At 54.2% G+C, this 22,150-nt stretch carries 25 protein-coding genes; 11 read left to right on the forward strand and 14 right to left on the reverse strand.

Annotated elements, in window-relative coordinates; all coding sequences use genetic code 11:
* The first annotated feature begins 282 nt into the window (after positions 1–282).
* The 4 genes from OSO_RS0112015 (at position 283) to OSO_RS0112035 (ending at position 3,861) form a co-directional block, all read left to right on the forward strand.
* Positions 283–1,785: a sigma-54-dependent transcriptional regulator gene (locus tag OSO_RS0112015; protein ID WP_010583574.1), complete on the forward strand. Its 1,503-nt coding sequence runs from the start codon at positions 283–285 to the stop codon at positions 1,783–1,785.
* Between the two features lie 90 nt (positions 1,786–1,875).
* A complete protein-coding gene (locus OSO_RS47840; RefSeq protein WP_010583575.1) occupies positions 1,876–2,232 on the forward strand; it encodes an Hpt domain-containing protein in 357 nt (118 codons plus the stop codon).
* A gap of 788 nt (positions 2,233–3,020) precedes the next feature.
* Positions 3,021–3,221 carry a CsbD family protein gene (locus tag OSO_RS0112030; protein WP_010583577.1) on the forward strand — a complete coding sequence of 67 codons (201 nt, stop codon included), beginning with the start codon at positions 3,021–3,023 and terminating at the stop codon, positions 3,219–3,221.
* A 154-nt stretch (positions 3,222–3,375) separates the two neighbouring features.
* Positions 3,376–3,861, forward strand: coding sequence for a COG1470 family protein (locus OSO_RS0112035; protein ID WP_040591641.1), 486 nt, complete (start codon positions 3,376–3,378; stop codon positions 3,859–3,861).
* 165 nt (positions 3,862–4,026) lie between these two features.
* On the opposite strand, the gene OSO_RS0112040 is transcribed toward OSO_RS0112035, so the two are convergent.
* Positions 4,027–4,308 (reverse strand): hypothetical protein, encoded by a 282-nt coding sequence (locus OSO_RS0112040; RefSeq protein ID WP_010583579.1) that lies wholly within the window; start codon positions 4,306–4,308, stop codon positions 4,027–4,029.
* 105 nt (positions 4,309–4,413) lie between these two features.
* On the reverse strand, positions 4,414–4,587 hold the full coding sequence (locus tag OSO_RS50775) for a hypothetical protein (protein WP_157605158.1): 174 nt from the start codon (positions 4,585–4,587) through the stop codon (positions 4,414–4,416).
* A 593-nt stretch (positions 4,588–5,180) separates the two neighbouring features.
* Between OSO_RS50775 and OSO_RS43180 the strand changes: the two genes are divergently transcribed.
* Complete coding sequence (locus tag OSO_RS43180; protein ID WP_050986145.1) at positions 5,181–5,642, forward strand: DUF2892 domain-containing protein; 462 nt, start codon at positions 5,181–5,183, stop codon at positions 5,640–5,642.
* A gap of 674 nt (positions 5,643–6,316) precedes the next feature.
* Here the strand turns inward: OSO_RS43180 and OSO_RS0112060 are convergent.
* The 9 genes from OSO_RS0112060 to OSO_RS49850 form a co-directional block, all read right to left on the reverse strand.
* Positions 6,317–7,213, reverse strand: a complete 897-nt coding sequence (locus tag OSO_RS0112060; RefSeq protein WP_063710378.1) for a YihY/virulence factor BrkB family protein — start codon at positions 7,211–7,213, stop codon at positions 6,317–6,319.
* Positions 7,203–8,033, reverse strand: a complete 831-nt coding sequence (locus OSO_RS0112065) for a hypothetical protein (protein WP_010583584.1) — start codon at positions 8,031–8,033, stop codon at positions 7,203–7,205. The genes OSO_RS0112060 and OSO_RS0112065 overlap by 11 nt, the downstream gene beginning before the upstream one ends.
* Positions 8,015–8,425, reverse strand: coding sequence for a phage holin family protein (locus OSO_RS0112070; protein WP_010583585.1), 411 nt, complete (start codon positions 8,423–8,425; stop codon positions 8,015–8,017). The genes OSO_RS0112065 and OSO_RS0112070 overlap by 19 nt, the downstream gene beginning before the upstream one ends.
* A gap of 3 nt (positions 8,426–8,428) precedes the next feature.
* Positions 8,429–8,884, reverse strand: coding sequence for a hypothetical protein (locus tag OSO_RS0112075; RefSeq protein ID WP_010583586.1), 456 nt, complete (start codon positions 8,882–8,884; stop codon positions 8,429–8,431).
* Positions 8,885–9,219: 335 nt separating this feature from the next.
* Positions 9,220–9,411: a hypothetical protein gene (locus OSO_RS50780; RefSeq protein WP_010583587.1), complete on the reverse strand. Its 192-nt coding sequence runs from the start codon at positions 9,409–9,411 to the stop codon at positions 9,220–9,222.
* A 55-nt stretch (positions 9,412–9,466) separates the two neighbouring features.
* Positions 9,467–9,670, reverse strand: coding sequence for a CsbD family protein (locus tag OSO_RS0112090; protein ID WP_010583588.1), 204 nt, complete (start codon positions 9,668–9,670; stop codon positions 9,467–9,469).
* A 214-nt stretch (positions 9,671–9,884) separates the two neighbouring features.
* A complete protein-coding gene (locus OSO_RS0112095; RefSeq protein ID WP_010583589.1) occupies positions 9,885–11,795 on the reverse strand; it encodes an AI-2E family transporter in 1,911 nt (636 codons plus the stop codon).
* A 148-nt stretch (positions 11,796–11,943) separates the two neighbouring features.
* Positions 11,944–12,372: a hypothetical protein gene (locus tag OSO_RS47845; protein ID WP_157605159.1), complete on the reverse strand. Its 429-nt coding sequence runs from the start codon at positions 12,370–12,372 to the stop codon at positions 11,944–11,946.
* Between the two features lie 64 nt (positions 12,373–12,436).
* Positions 12,437–12,604, reverse strand: coding sequence for a DUF1328 domain-containing protein (locus tag OSO_RS49850; RefSeq protein ID WP_010583591.1), 168 nt, complete (start codon positions 12,602–12,604; stop codon positions 12,437–12,439).
* Between the two features lie 686 nt (positions 12,605–13,290).
* On the opposite strand from OSO_RS49850, the gene OSO_RS43200 reads away from it, so the two are divergent.
* The 4 genes from OSO_RS43200 to OSO_RS52250 all read left to right on the forward strand — a co-directional run bounded on the left by OSO_RS43200 (position 13,291) and on the right by OSO_RS52250 (position 16,057).
* On the forward strand, positions 13,291–14,091 hold the full coding sequence (locus OSO_RS43200; RefSeq protein WP_010583593.1) for a S1 family peptidase: 801 nt from the start codon (positions 13,291–13,293) through the stop codon (positions 14,089–14,091).
* Between the two features lie 299 nt (positions 14,092–14,390).
* Positions 14,391–15,014, forward strand: coding sequence for a hypothetical protein (locus OSO_RS43205; protein WP_010583594.1), 624 nt, complete (start codon positions 14,391–14,393; stop codon positions 15,012–15,014).
* 206 nt (positions 15,015–15,220) lie between these two features.
* Positions 15,221–15,595 (forward strand): hypothetical protein, encoded by a 375-nt coding sequence (locus tag OSO_RS0112125; protein ID WP_010583595.1) that lies wholly within the window; start codon positions 15,221–15,223, stop codon positions 15,593–15,595.
* Between the two features lie 336 nt (positions 15,596–15,931).
* The gene (locus tag OSO_RS52250) at positions 15,932–16,057 is read left to right on the forward strand and encodes a hypothetical protein (protein ID WP_261340378.1); all 126 of its coding nucleotides are present in this window, start codon (positions 15,932–15,934) and stop codon (positions 16,055–16,057) included.
* Positions 16,058–16,236: 179 nt separating this feature from the next.
* On the opposite strand, the gene OSO_RS0112145 is transcribed toward OSO_RS52250, so the two are convergent.
* Positions 16,237–18,081 (reverse strand): ABC transporter ATP-binding protein, encoded by a 1,845-nt coding sequence (locus tag OSO_RS0112145; protein WP_010583599.1) that lies wholly within the window; start codon positions 18,079–18,081, stop codon positions 16,237–16,239.
* A 350-nt stretch (positions 18,082–18,431) separates the two neighbouring features.
* On the opposite strand from OSO_RS0112145, the gene OSO_RS0112155 reads away from it, so the two are divergent.
* Both OSO_RS0112155 and OSO_RS0112170 read left to right on the forward strand, forming a co-directional pair.
* Positions 18,432–18,623: a hypothetical protein gene (locus OSO_RS0112155; RefSeq protein WP_010583600.1), complete on the forward strand. Its 192-nt coding sequence runs from the start codon at positions 18,432–18,434 to the stop codon at positions 18,621–18,623.
* Between the two features lie 369 nt (positions 18,624–18,992).
* Complete coding sequence (locus OSO_RS0112170; protein ID WP_010583601.1) at positions 18,993–19,211, forward strand: hypothetical protein; 219 nt, start codon at positions 18,993–18,995, stop codon at positions 19,209–19,211.
* Positions 19,212–19,580: 369 nt separating this feature from the next.
* On the opposite strand, the gene OSO_RS0112180 is transcribed toward OSO_RS0112170, so the two are convergent.
* Both OSO_RS0112180 and OSO_RS47850 read right to left on the reverse strand, forming a co-directional pair.
* Entirely contained in the window at positions 19,581–21,686 is a 2,106-nt protein-coding gene (locus OSO_RS0112180; protein WP_010583602.1) for a M56 family metallopeptidase, read from the reverse strand.
* Positions 21,683–22,093 carry a BlaI/MecI/CopY family transcriptional regulator gene (locus tag OSO_RS47850; RefSeq protein WP_010583603.1) on the reverse strand — a complete coding sequence of 137 codons (411 nt, stop codon included), beginning with the start codon at positions 22,091–22,093 and terminating at the stop codon, positions 21,683–21,685. Before OSO_RS47850 ends, OSO_RS0112180 begins: the two co-directional genes overlap by 4 nt.
* Positions 22,094–22,150: the final 57 nt, after the last annotated feature.

Below are 22,150 nucleotides of genomic sequence, written 5' to 3' on the forward strand. Positions count from 1 at the left end.
CCGAAGGTAGCAGAGAATGTGCCGTCGAGCATCTTTTTGGAAGAGCTGCATAAAAATTGGATCGAAGTTCGTTAAACTGGAAATGCGTTGCATTCCAGAATGTCGTCGGATTCATGCCAGCGTCACGGACACGCCCGGCATCCGCATTCATTTTTCTCAATTCGTAGGCACATTCAGAAAGCCGCCTTAGAGCGGCACATGTGATGTGTGTTAATGTATCTGGAAGCCAATTGGGCTAAGTGCGAGAACTTCGAACTTCTAGCGAAGCGGGCGGGAACGGTAATGGCATTGGTCTTGGTGGTTGACGACGATCGAAGTGTGCGCCACATGTTGACGCATTCGTTTGAGTCTGTGGGCCTGGAAGTGGTCACGGCTGAAACAGCAGAACAAGGACTGGCCCTCGTTTCCGAGCGGCGTCCAGACGTGGTGCTGCTGGACATCATGTTGCCAGGGCGTTCTGGATTGGAAGTCTTGCGTGACATCCAGGCCGTAGATCGCCGCCTTCCCGTCATTTTTGTGACCGCCGACAGTGGAAGTTCGACCGCCATCGAAGCGATGCAGCTCGGTGCGTACGACTATGTTTCGAAGCCTCTGGACTTGCCGCAGCTGAACCGATTGGTTCACGCCGCCGTCGATTCGCGACGACTCATGAGCGTGTCGGTCGCATTGTCCGCCGGTCCGACGGCCGATCATGCTGGAAAGCTCTTCGTTGGTCGCAGTCCCGAAATCCTCGAAGTCTTCAAAGCGATCGGACGCGTCGCAGCACAGGATGTCCCCGTCCTGATCCGTGGTGAAAGCGGTACCGGTAAAGAACTCGTCGCGCAAGCGCTCTATCAGCACAGTCACCGTCAGAACCAACCGTTTATGGCGATCAATTGCGCCGCGTTGCCTGACACACTGCTCGAAAGCGAATTGTTCGGCCACGAAAAGGGGGCATTTACAGGAGCAGATCGACGCCGCATTGGGAAATTTGAGCAATGTCACGGCGGGACAATCTTCCTGGACGAAGTCGGCGACATGGCCCCCATCGTTCAAGGGAAAGTCTTGCGACTGCTGCAAGATCAGCGGTTCGAACGCGTCGGTGGAAACGAAACGATCAGCACGGATGTCCGCGTGATCACCGCGACAAACCGTCCTCTGGAAGAAATGGTCGAAGCCAAAACATTCCGCGCCGACCTGTTATATCGCCTGAATGGAATGACAATCTTTTTGCCTCCACTGCGGGAACGCCGTGAGGATATCCCACTGCTTCTCAAGCATTTCCTGACGCGCGCGCAGCAGAATCTGAACAAGAATGACATCGAAGGGATGTCCCCCGAATGCCTGGAACTGTTGATGAGCTACAGCTGGCCCGGCAACGTTCGCGAAATGCAAAGCGTGGTACAGCAGGCAGTGCTGAATACCATCGGCCCAATCATCATTCCTGAGTTTCTGCCTCGGGAAGTCACTCAGTCAAATGGTGGTGCAGACCCAGTCACAACCTGGAAAGAGCCGACCATTGCTGCCGCGCATTCGGCCGAAATCCCGATCAGCGGCGACCAGCAGAACCTGACCATCTCGGACCTGAGCGCGTTTATCGATGCCCGTCTGAAAGCCGGTTCGACCGAACTCTATTCCGACGTCCTTAACCGCGTTGAACGATATTTGTTTACCCGCGTATTGCAGGAAACGAACGGAAACCAGAGTCAGGCGGCAGAGATTCTGGGGGTGACACGCGGCAAGATTCGCGATCGGATTGCCGCGTTCAACATTTCGATGGAACGCAAAGTGCGGCTTGATACGTAGTTCGAGGCGCGTGACGAGTCTGCTGCGGGATTGAGCCCGTTCTCGCATCGTCACGATTGCCCGCAATTGAATTCTCGTCGAGTGAGAATTATGGCATCGATCCACGACGGCACTCCAGTCATCGACCGCGAGGTTTCCTTAAGGCGCCTCGGCGGGAACGAGCAACTTTTGACTTCGTTGATTGGTTTCTTTCTGGAGGATGCCCCGGCTCTATTGGCACAGCTTGTCGAGTCGATCGAAACAGGCGACACGAAAAAAGCGGCCCACCGAGCTCACAGTTTGAAAGGTTTGGCAGCCACGTTCGAAGCGCTTCCATTCCAGCAATTTGCGGCGGAAATCGAAGCTCTGGCGAGCAGCGGAAACTCAAGCCAACTCGCTCCCGCAATTCCCAAGCTCAGATTCGAATACGACCGGCTTGCGACCGAACTGCAATCGTTGATCGATTGAAGTTGTCTGCCCCACCAAAGCCATTCCCCAATAGGTCTCGTGCGTTTCGATTCGCACGGTCAAACGGCTACACGCATCCGCCGATGACCCCGTGTCGCCAATCCCGGTAGTATCCCAATCACGAACACGATACTCCGTGACGATTTGACGCGAAGTCCCAACCACCAAAACAGACTTCGTGATGCGACGACTGTTTTTTGGCCGGTCACCGTGGATCGAAATTGTTCATAGGCCGACACCTGACGCTCCACTTCGGTCCTGACGCATCTGCGTAATTCTCGCTTGATCACATCCATCCATCCGTCGTCAGCGCACGCGTCATAAACATCCGTTCCGTTTCCATTCGTCATTCCCAATGGAGAATCGCTTTGATTCAGTTTCTATAACACGCCGCCTGTAACTGACTTCGAACCGTACGATCCAAATCCAGTTCCGGCATGCTTGAATTCAAACCAGGCCGCAAACGCCGAATCCGGTGCTGATTGGCGCACAAAGTGCCTTAATCACTCTGCTGAAACAATGGTGACTGGCCACGCGAAGACTCAAAAACGCGAAGCGCTCGTAATGAATAAAGTGCCGGTCCCCTTCATGTTGACGGGTTGTTGCTTAGTGGGCTGCTAGAAGCCATCAGTCTTCGAGGTGCGATCATGACACGATTGCGCCCTTGATTGGGGAAATCAGTGCTAACTCACACCCTGATGACCAACTTCGCCAGTCAAATGAGATGCGAAAACGTGCGTGTCCAGAACGCGCAGGCAAGATGAGAGTCTCAAATAAAGGAGCGAAATATGAACTGGGATCAAATCGTTGGCCAATGGAAGCAAGTCAAAGGATCGGTCAAAGAACGCTGGGGCAAGTTGACGGAGGATGATCTGACAGTTGTGGCTGGGAAGCGCGACAAGCTCGCCGGGATACTGCAGCAGCGATATGGCTATGCGAAAGAACAGGCCGAAAAAGAACTTGATGAGTTTTCAAAGCAGGTTCGCTAATTGCATCGAAACAGCAAGGCAGGTTGATCGACTCACACGTCGATCAACCTGCCTTCGTGAATAAAAGCGGAATCGACCACCGATCGTGATCCGTGTTGAAACGGTGACACACCGTTCGCACGATTGGGAACAGATGGATTTAAAGGGGAGAATTATGTTGAAATCCAGTAGTGCCTTCGTCGGATTAGCTTTGCTTGCGGCATCAGGATGCATGCAGGGAACATCGGGTGGCCCCGGTGCTCAAACCCCACCCGCCTCACAGCCACATTCGGCGAATAAGCCCGTCATCACTGAATCAGAGAAGCCAGCCCTCAGCCAGCCGCGCGACACCTTCTCACTGCGACTCCCAATTCTGTCGACATCGCTGAAGCAGGGTGAAAGCAAGTCCGTGACAATCAGCATTCAACGTGGAACGGACTTCGATCAGGACGTGACGTTGAACTTCTCGAACATGCCGAGCGGAGTCACACTCAGCCCCGCGGCTCCAATGATCACCAAGGAGGAGAAGGAAACAAAAGTCAGCGTCTTGGCCGCGGAAGACGCAGCTCTGGGAGACTTTACCGTTAATGTCAGCGGCCATTCCAGCAAGGGTGGACCTGATGCGACCAACGAACTGAAGCTCAGTGTCTCCGCCAAGTAGTTCTCGAATCACGCGATAGTTGTGGCCAGATGGGCACCGCAGATCATGTCAGTCTGCGGTGCCCATGTTCGTTGAGATGGGCAATCTGAGCGGCCGAACGACGCGTTTCGCGAGCGTCGCATCGCTCGCATCCACGCTGGCCACTAGATAGCAACCGAACGAGATTCACGAACGGCATTTTGCGAGATCAATGATGTTCCGCAGTTGCCGCAATTGATCGCTATGCCGTTTTAGCTGAACCACGACGACGTTGATCGACTCGTGACTGAGGTCATGCACGGCACTATGCAACACCTCTTTTCCATCGACAACGAACACTTTATGTGTTTCGAAATCTTGCCCAAGAATAATTTCCGCTTCAGAGAGAGCCAGCAAAGGCGACTCGCTCGCGCGTTCTTGGTAACTGTCCGAAATGATCTGGTCGAGCGAAAACGAGACAGTTTTCATGGCTTCGTGAAGTCCCTTGAGAACCAGGAAGAATGGATGACATCTGAATCATCCGAGAACGACTTGATCACAATCGACGGGCATCCCAAGTTCGAGTGCGCAACTCTAATACTCGCGAGAGTTGTGGCGTTCTGAACGTCGATTGAGTCTCTGGACACGCTTCGCATCCTGATTCTCAATCCATTCGAGCCATCCATCCCGCAGCTTTAAGGCGTCGCCTTGAAGACGCCGCTGAAGGGTGTCCTCGCAATCATCGTCCCATTCGATTCGATGCGTCATGCTTTCATTCCATCACGAAGATCAGTTGGAATTACCGAGCACGAATTCTCGGCAGACAGGCTCGCCATCACAGGCGAACACGCGAGGAACGAGATGCAAAATGCGCTCCGTAAATAACGACTGCATCCAGGTTGCGGGCACTTACGAAAACAACGGCATGGTCACCCGATCGACGCCGGGCCAAAGTGAGGCCCCTCCACTGAGGTCGCTTCCCCCAAGCCCATTCCTACATCGCAGGCTCCAATGAACTTCGCGTGCGGCAGCCAGGAGGAGTCGAAGCAATGACGCACGTTCACGAGAGATCGACATGCGCGATGTGCGTTCACTCTGATTGATTGACTATCGAGAAGACGACAACGACGAATCTGAAATACAGCTCATTCCATGCAATCAAGACATTCCTATCGATTGCGTTGTTTCCCCAAAAACCGCCTCGCCGTACTCATGAAAACGGCCTTTGCATCCTTCGTCCCGATCTTGAAGAGGTTCAACCTCTTCGAGGCACCCAAAATGCATGTACGGTTCGGCTCATTCGCGATCCTGCAATCCGAGAATGAGATCAACCAACTTTTTTTCAAAGTGAGGAAGTGATGATGATACCTTCAACCGTTGAACGCGTTCCCCTCAATACGGCTGCTCAAGTGAACGAAGCCATTCGCCAGCGAACGGAAGAAAACGTTGCGGCTTATGCTGCCCGCGGCAGCGGCGCCATCGAACAGCGATTGGGAGAACTCAATCAAGAATGGGATATCGAAAGGCTTTTAGAAGCGAATGCATCGATTGCCTGCCTGGTCGGCCTGACTTTGGGCGCGACTGTCGACAAGAAATGGTTTCTACTGCCTGCGGCAGTCGCCGGTTTTCTGCTTCAACATTCGATTCAAGGCTGGTGCCCCCCGATGCCGGTCATGCGTTCGCTAGGAGTCCGCACGGCCTCCGAAATCGACTACGAACGCTATGCGCTGAAGGCCATCCGCGGAGATTTTCGCGATGTCGTCGGCAAAGAGAGGCGGACAGCCGTTGGAGCACACGGCGCGATCGAGGCGGCCCGCGCGTAACTCAAGATTGAAATTCAAGGGGGACAGGCGACCTGTCTTCACAGTGGGGCATTTGAGATCAGTGTACAAACCCAACCTCTCCGCCACTCTCTGAGCAGACTGCGAAGTTCTTCAGAGCATCACGACGTGAGCGTTACACAGGTACGTGAGTTCTGAGGCTTGTTGGACCTGCAATAACACAGCGAAGCATGCCTTAGCGCGAGCAAAAATGAATTTGCATCGTAAAAGCATTTCGACATCAAAACTCACCGAGAGGAAAAAGATCTTGAACGGCGAACCAACCCCACCAAAAGAACTTCCACCCCTGGCAGAACCCCAGCCGACGCCTCCTCCACAGGATATTCCTGCTCCGCTTGAGCCAACACCCCCATCGCCGACACCAAATCGCCCTGTCGAGCCCAATCTGCCTGTGGAACAGCCTGAAAGGCCGCTCGTCAATCAGCAGCAATCGCTCGAAATAACACGGGGTTTGCTCCGTCCGAATTCAAAAACGCGATGACATCATGCAAACGAAATTGCGCGCTCCTATATCGAGTCGCTTGGCAAGCAATTTCATGCGAGAAATATCGTAGGAAGGAACGAATTTGCGAGCCTGCGAGGGTCGAGATCGCGTATAGCACCATGGGACGAGCCAGAAGCCGGTGTCTGGGGGGAAATAGCGATTCGCTCTCGACTTACCGGGCGCGACTATAGTTCGCATTCGCCTTCGTCAGCTCGACGCCAAACAAGAAAATTTGTGCCGTGTAGTAGTTCCAAAGCATCAAAACGGCAAAAGAAGACGCAGCGCCATAGAACGACGTCACCGCGGATGAACTCAAGTAGATGGCGATCAACGCCTTTCCGGCGACGAACAGCGATGCCGTAACGATCGCACCAAACCACACTTCGTTCCATGCGATTGTCGCATCGGGCAGCAACCAGAAGATTGTCGCGAATAGTCCGACGGCGATAGCCCAGGAAATAAATGGCTGCATCAAATGGATCAATACGATTCCGCCTGCTCCCCAATGCACCGCGGTCATCGCTGAAATCATGGTGCTGACCAGCAGTGACGTGATCAACAGGAGCGCCGTAATGCCCACGATGACGAACGAGACCATCCGCCTTCGCAAAATCTTCCACCAGCTACGCGATGAATCAACTTCGCACTTCCAGACTCGATTGATCGAATCCTGGAGTTCGAAGAAGAACCCAAAGGCCGCAATGAGAAGTGCCATCCATCCGACCAGGTAACGGATCGGGCCGGACGACTTTAATTCGGCGGCCGTGATCATCGTTTGAAGTGCATGACTTGCCTCAGGGCCGACGGTCACCTCCAGTTCGCTAAGAATCCGACCTTCCGCGACCGATTGACCAAACACAAGCGCAACGAGGGCGATGAGAATAACGGCCAAGGGTGCGAACGAAAGCGTTGCATAGAACGCGAGGGCGGCTCCCATCCTGGGAACGCCATCGGCCATGAATTGAAGCATCGCCACGCGAAGAATCTGCCAGATGCTTCTCAAGGTCATACAGCCCCCAGGCACCGGCTTGTCAAAATCCCCTGTCTGGGTTCCCGCATTACGTATCATTCAGCGTGTTGATGGCGCCTTCCACCTCGGCTGACTTTGCCACCCCAGCGCTAGCTGGCAGGTGACCACCCAACTTCTGAGTGAATCCGCAAAGGATTTCATCGACCGGTTGCTGAAACGAGACCGGAATCGATGGAACGATGGCATCCCGCACGGCACTCATCGCCATCCCGAAAACAAGACTTTGCAGTCTTGAGATTTCAGGCGCGAACATTTGGACCATTGTTTCGGCCAATCCCACCGTTGGCGGTGCCGCAGAGGCCTTTTTAGCCGATGGCGGATTTTGGGTAGGTGGAACAGCTTGCGGTGCAGGTTCATTCAAAAAGGGCTGGTAGAGACTTTCATCCAAGCTCGATGAAGCCCCTTCTTCCATTCGTCCACGGGAAGAAGATCTCGACAGGTCAGGTCGCGGCAGCGATGTCGGTACAGATTCATTCGAACGAAGAAATCGTTCGCCGAAGTACCCTAGCGCAACCGCCCCAGACAGCATCAGCCACGGATGGCGTTCAACCTGACGAGTCAGATCGAACGTTTCTTTGACGGAATCCACCGTTCCTTCGACCGATTGACGAACCGTATCTACAGTTCCTTGAACGGCCGATGTCACGGAATCAACTGTCTCGGAAACGGAATTGGTCGCATTCTGAACGGTTTCCATCACGCTGGCAGTCGCGTCCGCGACGGATGCCGTCGCACTTTGAACCGTCTCGGAGACCTTGTTCTCGAGTTGCTCAATCTTTTGAACCAAGGCCATGCGAGACTCGTCCATTTCACTTCGCAATTGCTCTTGTTCAACTTCGACTACTGCTTCGTCAACCATTGTACGTCATCCTTCAGAACTTGAGCCGTGCGATTCGGAAGTGACTCAACACTCTTCCACTTCTTGATCCCCATCGCGATCGCGATCAGACCGATCAACGCCACTGTTCCGCCGACGATGCCGTAGCATGTGGCCAGTGAGACTGCCGGAGCAACCGAAGACAATCCGTGCGCGAGCATCTGACAAAGCAGAATGATTCCGACCTGAAGCACGGCGACCCCAACGACAAGCGAGGTCGCCGCTTCAGAAACGCGTCTCAAATCGGAATTAATCTCGTTCCGGAACAGGGCCAAATGCTGTGTTCCTAAATCCTGAAGATCACCAACGATTCCACTGATGAGCTCCGTGACCGAGGGACTTTCATTGGGACCAGGAGAAACGCTCGTCGACATGGGTTAGCTCCTTGGTGTCGAAGCGCGTGCCATGAGGAACCCGAGACCGATTCCGAGCAGCAGCGCAGGAATCGGATTGTTCTTGATCAGGCCGGTCAAATCACCGCCGATCCCTTTCAGACCTTCTCGTTCGATGTAATTTCCCGCATCGGACAGTCCCTGTGCCACTGTCGAGGTCGCCTGCCCGAATCGACCTTCGTGCGGTACGTTTTGACGAATTGCATCGCCAGCGGCTTTCAGTCCACCCCCCAGGGCCGAGGTTGCCTCTTCCGCTTTCGAATCGAGATACGAACCGGCGGTCGCCGCCTGCTTTGACACCTGGCAGGCGGCGTCTTTCGCTTGCTCCGCCACGTAGCTGGCGGCATTTTTCACATTGTCGGCAACATCCGTCGCAACTTGTGCGCAAGATTCACTGGCCTGCTGGGCTTTATTTCGTGCTGTAGTCATTGCGTCAGCCATGATTCAAACTCTCCGTTATAAGTCCGGGATACTCCTCAACGCGATTGCGTCTTGGTAAATGACAGAACAGGGCAATTCGTGCGCCAAATCCAGTTTCTCTTTTCAAAACCATTGTCGCATCGAATTGCGGCGAGATGGCGAAGGCAAAACCCCTCACGGTTGATCCAATCGAGTTCGCGATGATCGGGAATCGGTCAAATCCGTTCGCCGATTTGCAGCCTGATGAAATCCGAGGGCTCGCTCCGTCCCAATTCAAAAAGCACCTTGGCGTCATGAACGCCAAGGTGCTTGCCCCACTTGCCTCAACAGGGTTCGAGCATCCGTTGCCGAACGGTTCATGGCGTCTCGGTTTTATCGCCGGCGTCCTTGTGATCTCCCGTTTTTTCGACATCTTTCTTCGTCGTCACCGTGGTCGTACCTCCCGGCGTTTTCACCTTCGTTTCACTAGTGACAGATGACTTTTCAGTACATCCGGTAACGATCATGGTCGAACCAATCAGCATGCTGGCCAAAAACAATCTGTTCATTCCGCACTCTCCTAAATAGATAAATTGACGAATCTCGTTCGAGCGAAGGTTTCGCTCACTCTTTGATCGACTGGATGAATTGATCGAGTTCCTTTTCAGCCTGATCTTTCGCGTAGCCATACTTTTGTTGCAGAACACCGGCCAATTCATCGCGTTTGCCAGAGATGACGGTTAAGTCGTCGTCCGTCAGCTTTCCCCACTTGGCTTTGACTTGACCTTGAAGTTGCTTCCAACCACCTTTGACCTGATCCCAATTCATGATTCTTCTCCAGTGCACGTTTCGTTAGAAAAACCTGCTTCACTCGAAGCAATATCCGATCGCATTCCACATTCCTGAACTACAGAAGGGGCGTGCGGAGCGCACCCATGACAACCTTGGCTTATGCCCTTGCAGGCTGTTGAGATCACTGGGACTGGCTCCACCCGGAATCAAACACTCAATGACAGCCTGAAGGTCCGCGTACCTGTCCCCCTTATTTCAATAGGCTGCCAGACAGAAGCGGCAATCTTGCATTCAAGAGATTTCTTGATTCGAGCAGGCTGTTCGTTACAAAGCTGGCACCGGCCTTTTCAAGCTCTTCCTGATCGCGCCACGCATTTCGTTTTTGACCACACCGTCCGACGATGATCGATAAATCCGGCGCCACTTTTCGAAGTCGCTTGCAGAGATAGCGCGAGTGTGCCAATCCTCCTGGAGGCAATGACGCAATAAACACAATCCCGGGCGGACGATTCTCGATCTCGATCATCAATTCCGAGGACAGCGTTTCGAGTGCAATGATCTGCACATCCCAACGGCATGGATCAAGAAGCTGCTTCAACATCCGCAGCGTCATCAGATCTGATTCGTCCGTCGCAGCGCAGCCCAAGATTCGCACACGAGGTTCGGCCAATTCGATGTTCGATGCGACCGTTTCGGGTGTCACCTTTGCATCAATGCGTTCGGACAGTCCCAACGCGTTCTCAAGCTTTGACAACGACACGTCCATTCCATCGCGAACCCCCTGCTGGTCTTCCTCGCCCAAATACCCCCGGTGTACATCCCGCTTCGTAAAATTCAGGACAGGGATCAGCATTTCGTCGTAGATTCGTTCTGGCGGAGTGGTCCGTATGCGTTTCAGAATCAAGTCGGCAGCTTCTTGATCTTCCCGCAACATCAGACGCTGGTAATAGCTGTAGTCGGCCTTTAGCGCGGGCTTATCTCCCATCAGCAAATAGAAGAACCCGAGCTGTGGAATATTCTTGCCGATGACGACCAGACAAACGGCGAAGGGGGCCGACAACACGAGTCCGACCGGCCCCCACAAGTAGAGCCAGAATGCAGCCGAAACCAGCAAGGCCGTCGGCGAGACCCCAATCGTGTGACCGAACAAGAGTGGTTCGACGACATTGTTTGTGAAGAGTTCGACAAATCCCACAAACAAAAGGACGGTGATTGGTTGGGCCCATCCGTCCGACGTGGCAAGGCTCATGGTAATTGGAAAGACGGCCCCGACCCAGGGCCCAATGTACGGCAAAAAACGCAGCACGGCGGCGACAAAACCCCAGAGCAGCGCGAACGGTACACCAAGCGCCAAGAGACCAATCGTGAGCACCAAACCGAAACCACCATTCACCAACGCGACCATGACGATATATCGACTGATTCGTTCGGTGACGTCTTCGAGCGCTTTACTCGTGATCGCCAGTTTCGCACGTCCCGCAAGTAAGACCACACGATCTCGTAAATCCTCACGCTCTGTCAGAAAGAAGACCAGGAGCACCAGCGAGAACCCCAACGTCGCCAAGACTTCCACTGCCGACCCAACGTAGTCCGCCAAATGAAACCAGCCGCGTTGCTCGGAACGTACAATGACGGTGTCATGATTGGTGTTTCCGGAATTGGCCTCATCCCCTTTCCCCCCCTGCTGCGAAGCGGTTTCAGATGGACCAGCGATCTCTTTGCTGATTTCGTCGATCATCTGGCCAATCCCTTCGTTCGTGGGGCGTTCCCCCATTTGACGAAGCGTTTTGACTTTGGCTTTGATTTTTTCCGTGTTGCGCGGAAGTTCGGTCAGCATTCCCGAGACCTGCGCTGTCACCATCCAGCCCAGCCCCATCAGAACGATGCCCGATGACCCAACCGCGAGGATCACCGCCAACAAGTGCGGGACACCACGGCGATGCAGCATCTTGACGAGCGGGTTCATCAAGAACGTGAGAAGCACAGCCAACGCAACCGGGATCAGGACCGGACGTCCCCACTGCAGAGCGACCACGAGCACGACCGTCGTAACAGCCCCACACAGAATCACGATCGCCTGCTGCCAAAACGGAGCCCGCTGGACGGCAGCGACGCTATTTTCGATTTCTCGTGTTTTCTGCGAATCCGTTTCCAACTGCATTCGGCACCTTCTTCAACAATCGTCACCAATGGAATTGCAACGGTCGCCGCGCACCGTGCGCGCGATATTGACCTGACTGCATCGCGCAACCGCGACGTGTTGTCTGGGACGTGAGAAACACAAAGAGGTCGCCTCGCGGGAGCCGGATTTAGGGCTCAAACCGCTCCTGAACATTGTTCTCATTCAAACGGCGATTGGATGGCAATTCGCAATGATCCGAAGGATTGGTGGATTCCGCGATTGAGCCACGTGCCTTCGGATTCGTACCCTTCGCTGGCTGTCGATTTCCACAGGCGATCAAATCATGATCCCAGAATCGTACATCGAAGTTGCGTGGCTCAATGATCTCGGCGATCGCTCGGCCACCAAGTCCGCCAGCGGTCGCCCCCACGAGGGCCCCTACAACAGCCCACATGGGACCAATCAGTACCGCAGCCGTCGCACAGGCCGTGCTTGCACCAAGAACTCCCCCGATCACCATCCCCCATGGGTGCCCGCTCGTCACTCCGATCAGAAGATCCGTTGTCTGATCGGAGTTCGTTTCGATGATCGGCTCCATCGTTCGTTGCTCCATCATGATCCCGCTCCAATTCGCACCGGAAGGCGATGCAGGAGCATCGCCACAAGATCATCTCCGGGTGCTAGACCGGCGGGACACGTCGCCCAGTCAGCAACGACACCAGGAACAACACCAGAAAGACGACAAACAAGACGTGAGCAACCCAAGACGCTTCGCCAGCGATCCCGCCAAAACCCAGAAGACCTGCAATCAACGCAATAATCAAAAACGTCAACGCCCAGTTCAACATGATTCGTTTCTCCGATGGTTTGAGCTGGCCCGATTGTTTGGATTTCACGTTGAAATCGACGCACTCGGAACCATTTGACGAATCACGCCTGCGAACTCGATGGCCGTCGCAAATTTCATTGACGCCGGTGAAAATCCAACGACATTGATCAGCGATCACCCAACTGTCCACGAGGTTCTTGACTCGTGGAGGGCCTTAACGCAAACGGAATGCCAAAGTGGAATCAAACAGGAGAATGCGCGTTCTCCCGCGTTGCTGCGAACCGAAATTGACACGGCAAAGACGTTGCGACGAGCCGGTCAGCGCCCCTAAGGATGAAGCTCCCGCTCCTGTCGGGACAGCGTGGCTGTGCCGCGATCACGATTCACATGAATTGAGCACCTCGACCACACTCGCGTAAGCGTTCCAGACGAGCATCCGATTGAGAACTGACGTTCTTTGCCGGATCGCCTGAACGGCAAACCTCCAGATTGCTATTCTGGAGCGCAACCCATTTCGTGCCGCCCACCAAATTGCTTGGCCGATCACAGGTCAGGGAGGGGCTCGTGTTCCCGCGGCAAAGGAATGGATTTGATTGATTCAGTGGCACGCGAGCTGCATTTGAAAGGCAAAACGCTGGCGTGTAGGGACATCCAGCGTATTTTAGGGCCAATCAGGGCGACACCGCCCCGACAGGAGTAACCGCCATGCAATCGGAAGATCTTTTTATTCGTGCGGTCCGCGTCGAAACGTGGAAGAACGACGCCCGCTGCACGAACGCTTCAGGCTTCTTCTACCTCGATTCCGGGTTTCTTTACTTAATCACGAATCGTCATGTCGTGAAAGACGAAGCGGCGGGGCACGAACCAGACGAACTTCGCATTCTCGTTCATACGAATTCCGCAGATCTGACCGCGAATGAAACCATCGTGATTCCGCTCTACCAAGACGGCGTAATGCAGTGGCGTGAACACCCCGAACACGGTTCGAAAGTCGATGTCGTCGCGGTTTCGATCACCGACCCGACAATGCTCAGCCAACATCATATCGACGCCTTTCGACCGTCCGATGTGCTCAGCGAAGACCAAACGCTGCCGCCGGGGCAATCCGTATTGATTGTGGGATTTCCATTGGGATTTAATGACACGTACCACAACTTGCCAATCATTCGGCAGGCCGTCGTCGCCACCGATTTCTCGCACCCGTTTAAAGGCGAGCCCTATTTTCTGACAGATGCTCGCATGCATCGCGGAACAAGCGGCGCTCCGGTCGTGGCGCGTATCAAACGCCCCACAGACGTCGCTGGCCAATTCGAAGAACGGTGGTGCTTGTTGGGCATCCATTCAGCGGCGCTCGACGTCTCGGATCGTGATCCTCTCCAAGATGATCGACTTGGCCTGAACTGTGCCTGGTACGCGCGGCTGATCGCAGAGATGGTTCACGCCGATACGGAACCACTCGTCGCAAGTTCGATGACAAAACCGAATGGCTCCAACGGAGTCACATGACGGTCGATATTGTCCCGCGCGGAATCACACGAATTCGAACAGGCCTCACTGAAGGACCGACGATTCTCAGGGCCACGAAGAAGAGGACGACCCCCTGTCCGGACTTCCCTGACGAGGCCCGTTTTTGGCACGCGATATGCATAACCCCCCCTGACATTTGCGATACGCGGTGACGAACAACCTTGCTGGTGATCGGCAACTTGCGGTCGGCTTGCATCCGTGCAGCGCATTCTATGTTGACTCGTTCGTACCATCGGGTCCTCACGCAGGGGACGCGGAAGCGGACAGGGGGAAGAGATATGACTCAGCCACAAGCACACAAAACGGTCGTCGGTGTCTTTCGAAATCGATGGTCCGCCGATGACTGTTTTAGCGCCCTAATGCGACGCGGTTACTTATCGAGCGACATCAACATCATGATGTCCGATCAGACACGATCGCGCGAGTATCCTTGGGAAGACGACGATCCTCCGTTCTCGGTTGCCAGCGCGCCGATCGATGTCGACGAGACTTCGGGCGTCGCAGCTCCGGTGCGAGTTGAGCCACGAATTCATGGAACTTCGGCGGGGAACATGGCTGCCGAAGGCGTTGGCGTCGGCGGCAGCATTGGGACCATGGTTGGCGCAACGCTCGCGGCGATCGCAGCCGTTGGCACAGCACTTGTGATCCCGGGCCTCAATTTGATCGTCGCCGGACCAGTCCTTGCCGCCTTGGCAGGTGGTGGAGCGGGCGCTGTCACAGGCGGCCTCGTTGGTGGAATGGTCGGACTGGGCATCCCGAAACAAGATGCCGAGGTCTATAACAAAGCGTTGCTTGAGGGCGGAGTTGTGATGGGAGTTCGCACAGAGGCTGGCGACGCCGATGATATTCACGAACTGATGATCGCGCACGCGGGAGAGCAAGTGACCATCAGTCACGGCTAGTTGACAGCATCCATGTGATTTTCACGCCGTCATGTCACTCACATCACATGACGGCGTTGTTGTTCCCAGTTGGTCCAAGATTCGCGGTGACGTTCTGCCCCGGCCCGGGGGCAAGAATCAAAGTCCATTGGCTCACGAACTTTCACATCAACGATTGAGTGTTTCGTGCCAAACCTCATTCCACCCTTTTTTGAAGGAGCATCACAATGTCTTCAGCAAATATGACCATGGAAAACGGCGATGCTGCCCGCCCCGCCATTGAGGTGCGTCGAGAGCACCAGATTGATCGACAACGCGACAATGTCCTGGATCGATCAGTCCTGTTGGAGCCACAACCGGATTCCTGGAAAGTTGTGGCCTCGGGCACTGTCGTTCCCCTGGGACTGGCTGTTGCGGCAGCCGTCACCACTTACTTGTCCAACGATCAACGAGTCTCAATGACGTCTTGGATTGCAGTGGCCATCGTGGGAACCGCATCGGTTGTTTCTGCGGCGTCCGTTTCCCGTCGTCGCGTCGTCACAGTCGAACGCGACAATCATGTCGACAACTCCATAATGAGAGACGCAAACCGGCATCGATAATTCGTTGACGGCATGGCCCTCTCTCAGGGATCCATGACAAACGAAGACGAGTGAAATCGAAAAGGCCCTCATGCACGATCGCACGAGGGCCTTTTCGATTTCGAGTTGGGAGATGTCCCCTCAAACGTCGATGCGAACGCTGGGCAATCACGTGGAGCTTCGTTGCCGACCAGCGTTTCAACTGAAATTGCCAATCACGTTTGAAATACTTGGCAAATGTGCCCTTTCCAGCTCAAAAAACGATGCAGAAGGTCGCGGTATACGGTTTGCGTAAAGAGTTTTGAAACGTTCCGAATGTGGAACTCGAAACCCAATCGCAATCTCAAGGAACCCATCATGATGACGCTATCGATTCCTCTCGTACTGGCCGCCGCGGAATACTCACTGATTTACCTGCTGCTTGGCGGAGGCTTCTTCGGGGCGATTGTCATCTTCTTCGTCGCAAAAATGCTGGGCAGATAGTCGCGGTTCAGGTCCGCTCACACACCGGACCAAATCGTCGGCAATACAGATAGGACTCACGATTTCGATTGCTGTCGATCAACCTGACATTGAAGCAGTAACGATGATGGCAAATCATTGAACGCGGCCATTCTCTGCGAATGGCCGCGTTTGCGTTCTTTGGCGATCGAATTTCTGGACTACACAGCAGAAACGACCACATCGGACGAATGAGTTTCTCCTGACGCGACAAGTTCAGCGAAGAGACCTCCCATCTCGACAAGTTCTTGATAAGTGCCCTCTTCAGCAATCCGACCGCCATCAAAAACGAGGATGCGATCGCAATCTTTGAGGGTACTCAATCGGTGCGCAATGATGATCGTGGTTCGCGAACGTTCGGTCACTCCAAGGGAGTGCTGCACCGCGCGCTCGCTGATGTTATCGAGAGCACTCGTGGCTTCATCGAGAATCAGGATTGGTGCGTTCTTCAACAGAACACGGGCGATCGCCAACCGCTGCCGCTGACCACCGGAAATGTTCTGTCCGCGTTCCAGAACCAGGGTGTCGTAACCATTCGGCATCTGTTCGATTTCCTCGTCCAGATGAGCCAGTTGCGCTGCATGGCGAACCTGCTCCTCCGTGACCACTCCATTTCCATAGGCGATGTTCTCGCGAATCGAGCCCGAGAACACGAATGGGTTTTGACCAACATAGGAAACGAATCGCGCCAAATCCTCACAATGAAATTGCTCGAGAGAGACTCCACTGATCCAGACCTGCCCTGCCGTGGGATGAACCAATCGCAGTAGGACTTTGATCCAAGTCGATTTCCCCGCCCCTGATGCCCCCGCGACTCCGATCGTCTGACCCGGTTCAATCCGCAGCGAAACATTGTTGAGCCCGCGTTTCAACCTGCCGTCGGTCGTCCCGTAATCCAGCGTCAGGTCCTCAATCACAATCGCAGGCTTGTCGCGATCAAGTGCGGCGATCGAATTCTTATCGACCATGAACACGGGATCGACGGGTTGATGAAGCATCTCGAGTAGCTCTCTGACGCGCAGACTCGCTTCATGCCCCTCATCAACGACGCGGTGAATTTCATTTAACGGGGTCATCACGTTCAGAAACAAAACCGAGAACGTCAGGATATCGCCGAAGCTGATCTTTTGATTCACCGCCAGATAGGTTGCCAAGCTCAGAACCAGCACATGGAACAGACCTTCATTGAGCGACTTGGCGCAGCCGAATAGCGACATTTGAAAGTGATGATGAACTTCGCGTTTACGCCGACGCGCCGTCGCACGCGACAGTCGTTCCACCTCCAGATGAAACGTGTTGGCGACGCGGATATATTCGGTTCCATTCAACTGCTCGACGACGATCCCATCGATCTCTTCGCAGTCACGCATTAGATCCAGCCTCACTCCCTTTTGTGACGCCAGTTGCATCAGCGTTAACCAGACCGCCAGCGGTATGACGCCCAGCATTACGGCCCCCAAGATCGGCTGTTTCGTCACCGCGGCCAGCAGCGCGAACAGGCCTGTCATCAAGGCGGGCAAACAGTCGAGAAACATCAGGCGCGTAAAACGAACGAGACCGTCAACGCTACGAAAAATCTTCCCGTGCAGCGCGCCGACCTTATCCTGCGACAACGCGCCCAGATCGGTTTTGAGCATGTGCTCCACGAGGCGCAACTGCATGTCCCGATTCAGCGACGTACAACTACTTTCAACCAGATAGCGACGATAGACGTTGATCACTTCTCGAAAGAAATAGATCGCAGAGATCGAACCGAGAATCCAGAACGCTTGAAGGTACAGCGTCTCACGCGACAGCCCTTCGTTGATCCCCATTTGAATTCGATCGATCAATCCGCCAAGTAACAATGCGACGCCTGTGTTACCAGCACTCGTAGCCACCATCAGTAAGGTCGCGCCCGCCAAGGCAAGTTTTCGGCGGCGATTGATGAGCCGTAAGACCGAGTATCCTCGCTTGACGATCATTCGAAGCTCACGCCACGAACTCCTCGCTTCAGGTTTGCGCATACTGCGTCTCTTCTCTTTTTTTAATGACTTAATGGCTCGACTGAAGGATGTGCGAGGCGACGGAGGATGCGGCCACGCAAGCGATATGCCAGTCCAATGACACGCTGGATTTATCAGTCGGCACTGCGGTCTCTGACGAAAGGTGGTCGATCCTCAACCAGGCCGATCTGCTTTCGCGCGAATTTCGCCGATGGGCCCTTTGCAATCGCTGCTCCAAACGCGACGGAATTCTTGTGTTGATATGACTTTTCGCAAAACTTCCGCGTTTCGACGCCTTTGGCACATGGTTCGCCTTATGGCTTTTTGGCAAAGAACCACATCGCCGACAAATCTCACGAAGGAGTAACCGAATGCGAACTCTCAGCGATCGTCAGAAGAATTCCCAAATCAGCCTGTCCGTCGAGACCGCCGAGATTCGTGGTGACGAAATCTTGATTTCCGATGTTCGCAGTCACGTGAAGCCAGCTGAACTGGTCGAACGTAAATTGCAGATGGCATTACAATGCATGCGAGTTCGAGACTATCCACTCGCATCGAACTAACCAATAGTCCCAATGCCCTCCGTTCTTATCGAACGGTTGGGCTTCGCCTGATCTGCTTGAGCACAACTCGCGGCTTCAGTTGAGCAATCGCACCGAACTTGAGTTCCGCGCACATCCGCGAATGGTGACTCGTTCCTTTCTCGACGCTTTGTTGAATTGCATTAATCGTCACTTCCACGAAGAAGGACGCATCAGGAGCGAAATGATTGGACAGCTCATCAACGACGTGCGCTACAAACTTGCGAGTTTGAACAGTTGAATTGAATCATTGGAGTCGAACATCGGCGCCACTTGGCGTCCGTTTCATGAAAAGCTCGACGAAGCACGGATACCAGCGAAGAAGGTTTCGCACGGGGGCGTACGGCATTGATGCAGTGGTATGAGCATCAGCGGCTCGAGATGACCGCCATGCACAACCAATGGGAGCTTGAACACACTCCAGACGAAGTGACCGAGCGTGCAATGCTCGCGGAACGACACTTACAACTCGCAAGTCGACTCGCCGAAATCAGCCTTGATGAGGTCGAGCGAATGATTCTAGAAACCATTGCGGCACGCCAAACGGCCGAGGCGATGGCGGAATCGTGACAGTCAGTGGAACATTGACGGGCGGATGATTCCGTTAGCCGCGTCCCGAGTCTCGCTCAACTCCCCGAAGTGCACGTCCTTTGTTCGACAAACAGTTAACTCGCAGAGCGGACGGAGGATGAGAGAACCTTCTCATCCTCCGTCCGCTTTTTTCACTGAAACAATCCCTCACGACGGGTCAGACAATTCTGTGATGGATTGTTTCAGTGTTTTTCCAGATGCCAATCAACGCGGACGCAATCGCGGATGTGTTGCGTCGTGAGGTTTTTCCTCAGGCCCAACGAGGCCGGACAGTCTTGTTGGGCCTGAAAATCTTCCACGCAAATTGACGACTTTGCGAGATCCCCAAAAATCTTCACAGCGCTGCGGTCAGGGCTTTGGCTGTTCAGTCCCAGTTTGGAACTTGGCATTCATGCGATTCAGAATTTCTTGCGTGATGTCGAGTTCCTCTCCCGGTTCCACATACAGTACTTCTTGCTGAAGCATTCGTTGATACGAATCACCAGACTTCTCCGTCCCGGTGACCGTGAGAGAATTGACAGTATTTGCCTTCAATTGGAACGTATTGTAAATCGTATTGAAGGGGCGGGCACGGCTTCCATCAGCTGGACGATCGGCAACAGCGACGTTGACGACGGTATTCGTAAGATTAACGCCACTGTCGGCTACGGCCACGCCGGCAGGCTGTCCGTTGCCGTCCTTGATGTCGCTGAAGCCAAAGTAGGAACTTTGAGATGCTCGAAAGACCTTAGATGGATCATCGATTGCAATCGCATTCGTTGGACCTTCAGCCACGAGCACAGAATGACTTTCATTCTCCTGAGGTGCATCGGTAAATACGTTGAGCTGGACGGTCGCGCCCTGTTGAGTCCCTGAACTCGTAACGATAATAGCACCGCGTTCAATGCCCCCTTTAATGGTTACACCGCTGATTCCAATCGCGGGATTGTCAATTACAGAGCCAGCAAATGACAAAGTCATTGGATTGGAATTTCGTCGGCGGACCAAACGAATTCCATTCGCCTTGGCGTACTGTCGGATTTCTTCGCCAATTGTTTTGAAGGTGCCAATGTAGATCTCACGTTCCATCGCGAGCAGCCCCTCTGATGTCCTCTGACGTGACAGTTCAAGCTCTATCGTTTTCTGTTCCGATCCGTCACGCTTCGCGATTTCGGAGTCTTCCTTGAAGGAACGCTCGAGATCGGCGATGTGAGATTTCAGCTTCTCCCGATCATGCGCAAACTTCAGCGAATGTTTGAAGAGAACCCCGACATCGACAACCGCCTCGGTCGGATTGGTGTTGGCCAACGTCGAGGTGGCATTTCCCAACGTGACATTCAGTGCGGCTCCGTTCTCCAATTGACTTAGTCCACTTGCCGACGGAACGACCTGTGCCGTCGGGATCGGCCGTTCCTCCGCCATGATTTGAAAACGCAAAAGGGAGATCAACGAGATACCGATCGATCCGCTTAAGATGACAATTCTCTTCATGTTCGAGTCCTTCCTTGAATTCGAAACAGTGAGACGGCGGATGCGATCCGCCAGGCCGTGGCCACCAATGGCCCGCGGCGCGAAAAATGTTGCCTGACGGGATCCTCCCAAAAGCAACAAGGTACGCGCATATTCAATCGCATTTTGCGGACTGGCCCGCCGAATGGTGTCGTCGCAGGCATGTTCGGCATCGTCGTCGAATTGATTGACGATGTGCCAGGCAAATGGATTGAACCAATGAGGGAGCGCGAGCAATCGCAGGACGAACGATTTCCAGATGTCGCCTCGCTCCAAGTGCGCCAATTCATGCTGCAAGATCATTAGACGCTGTTGCGGCTTCAACAACCTCCAGATGTCCGTGGGAACAATCAACTGATAGCCACGCGGATGCCAGCAGAGCAATGGTCCGACATGCGGTACACCTCGCAACGTGACTCTTTGACGCACCTCTGCACCAAATTCACCGACGTCCGATCGCAATGAATTGAGCTCATCCATCCACTCCTGCGGCACAGGCGCGAGCGGGGGAAGACTGCGAAGAAATTGGCAATAGTGCCGTCCCGACCGAACCAAAAGGCTCACGATTCCCAATGCCCACACCGCCGCCAGGATCGTCGCCCAAGGCAAGCCCCACCATCCGCCGGTCAATCGGGCCTTTGTCTCCGCTTCGACGAGGTCCGAGTTGAAAAGAACGTCCGCGACAACGATCGCAATATTCGGTCGTTCAAAAACACTTGAAGTCTCGGCCGACTCTGACGGTTGACTGACCACCAGGTTGTGAACAGCAGGAACGAGGGAAAGTGTCATCGGGATTCGAACGAGCAAACATCCCTGCAAGATGACGGCAAACCACATCCAGCGCCGCAGGCGAATCGACGAAACGGGAACAATTCGCTGAAAAACGAGGACGGCGACCGCGGCACACGTCAGGGTCCCTCCACTGCGAAGCAAAGCGGCAAGCAGGTCAACGCATGTTTCGTTCATCGCGTGCTCCCCTTCGATTGAGCCTGGTTCTGAGCGCGTTCCGCGTCATCAATGAGCTGTCTGAGCTCGCGAATTTCGTCATTCGACAGCGTGCGGTCTTTCACGAGATGCGCTACCAACGGAACAACTTGTCCGAAAGTGACGTGCCGAATAAGCGAATTCAGGTCACCGCGCGTCACGGCATCCGGTTGAATCAAGGCTTCGTAACTGGCGGGATGCAGTCCCGTCCGTTGCACCAGCCCCTTCTCTACAAGCCGATTCAATCGCGTCTGAACCGTCGTATAACCGACCTTCCGCTCAAGCATTTCATGAGCTTGGGAAATCGTCAGAGACTTGTTTCTCCAGAGGATCTCTAGAATCTCGATTTCGCCCGCCGCAAGCCGCACTTCCTTGGCGCTTTTCTTCATCGCAACCCTCGTTTATGTCTCGAGTCGTAAACTCGGCGGTGAGTTTACGTACGCAGT

This window comes from Schlesneria paludicola DSM 18645, assembly GCF_000255655.1.
In the GTDB taxonomy this organism is placed as follows: Bacteria; Planctomycetota; Planctomycetia; order Planctomycetales; family Planctomycetaceae; genus Schlesneria; species Schlesneria paludicola.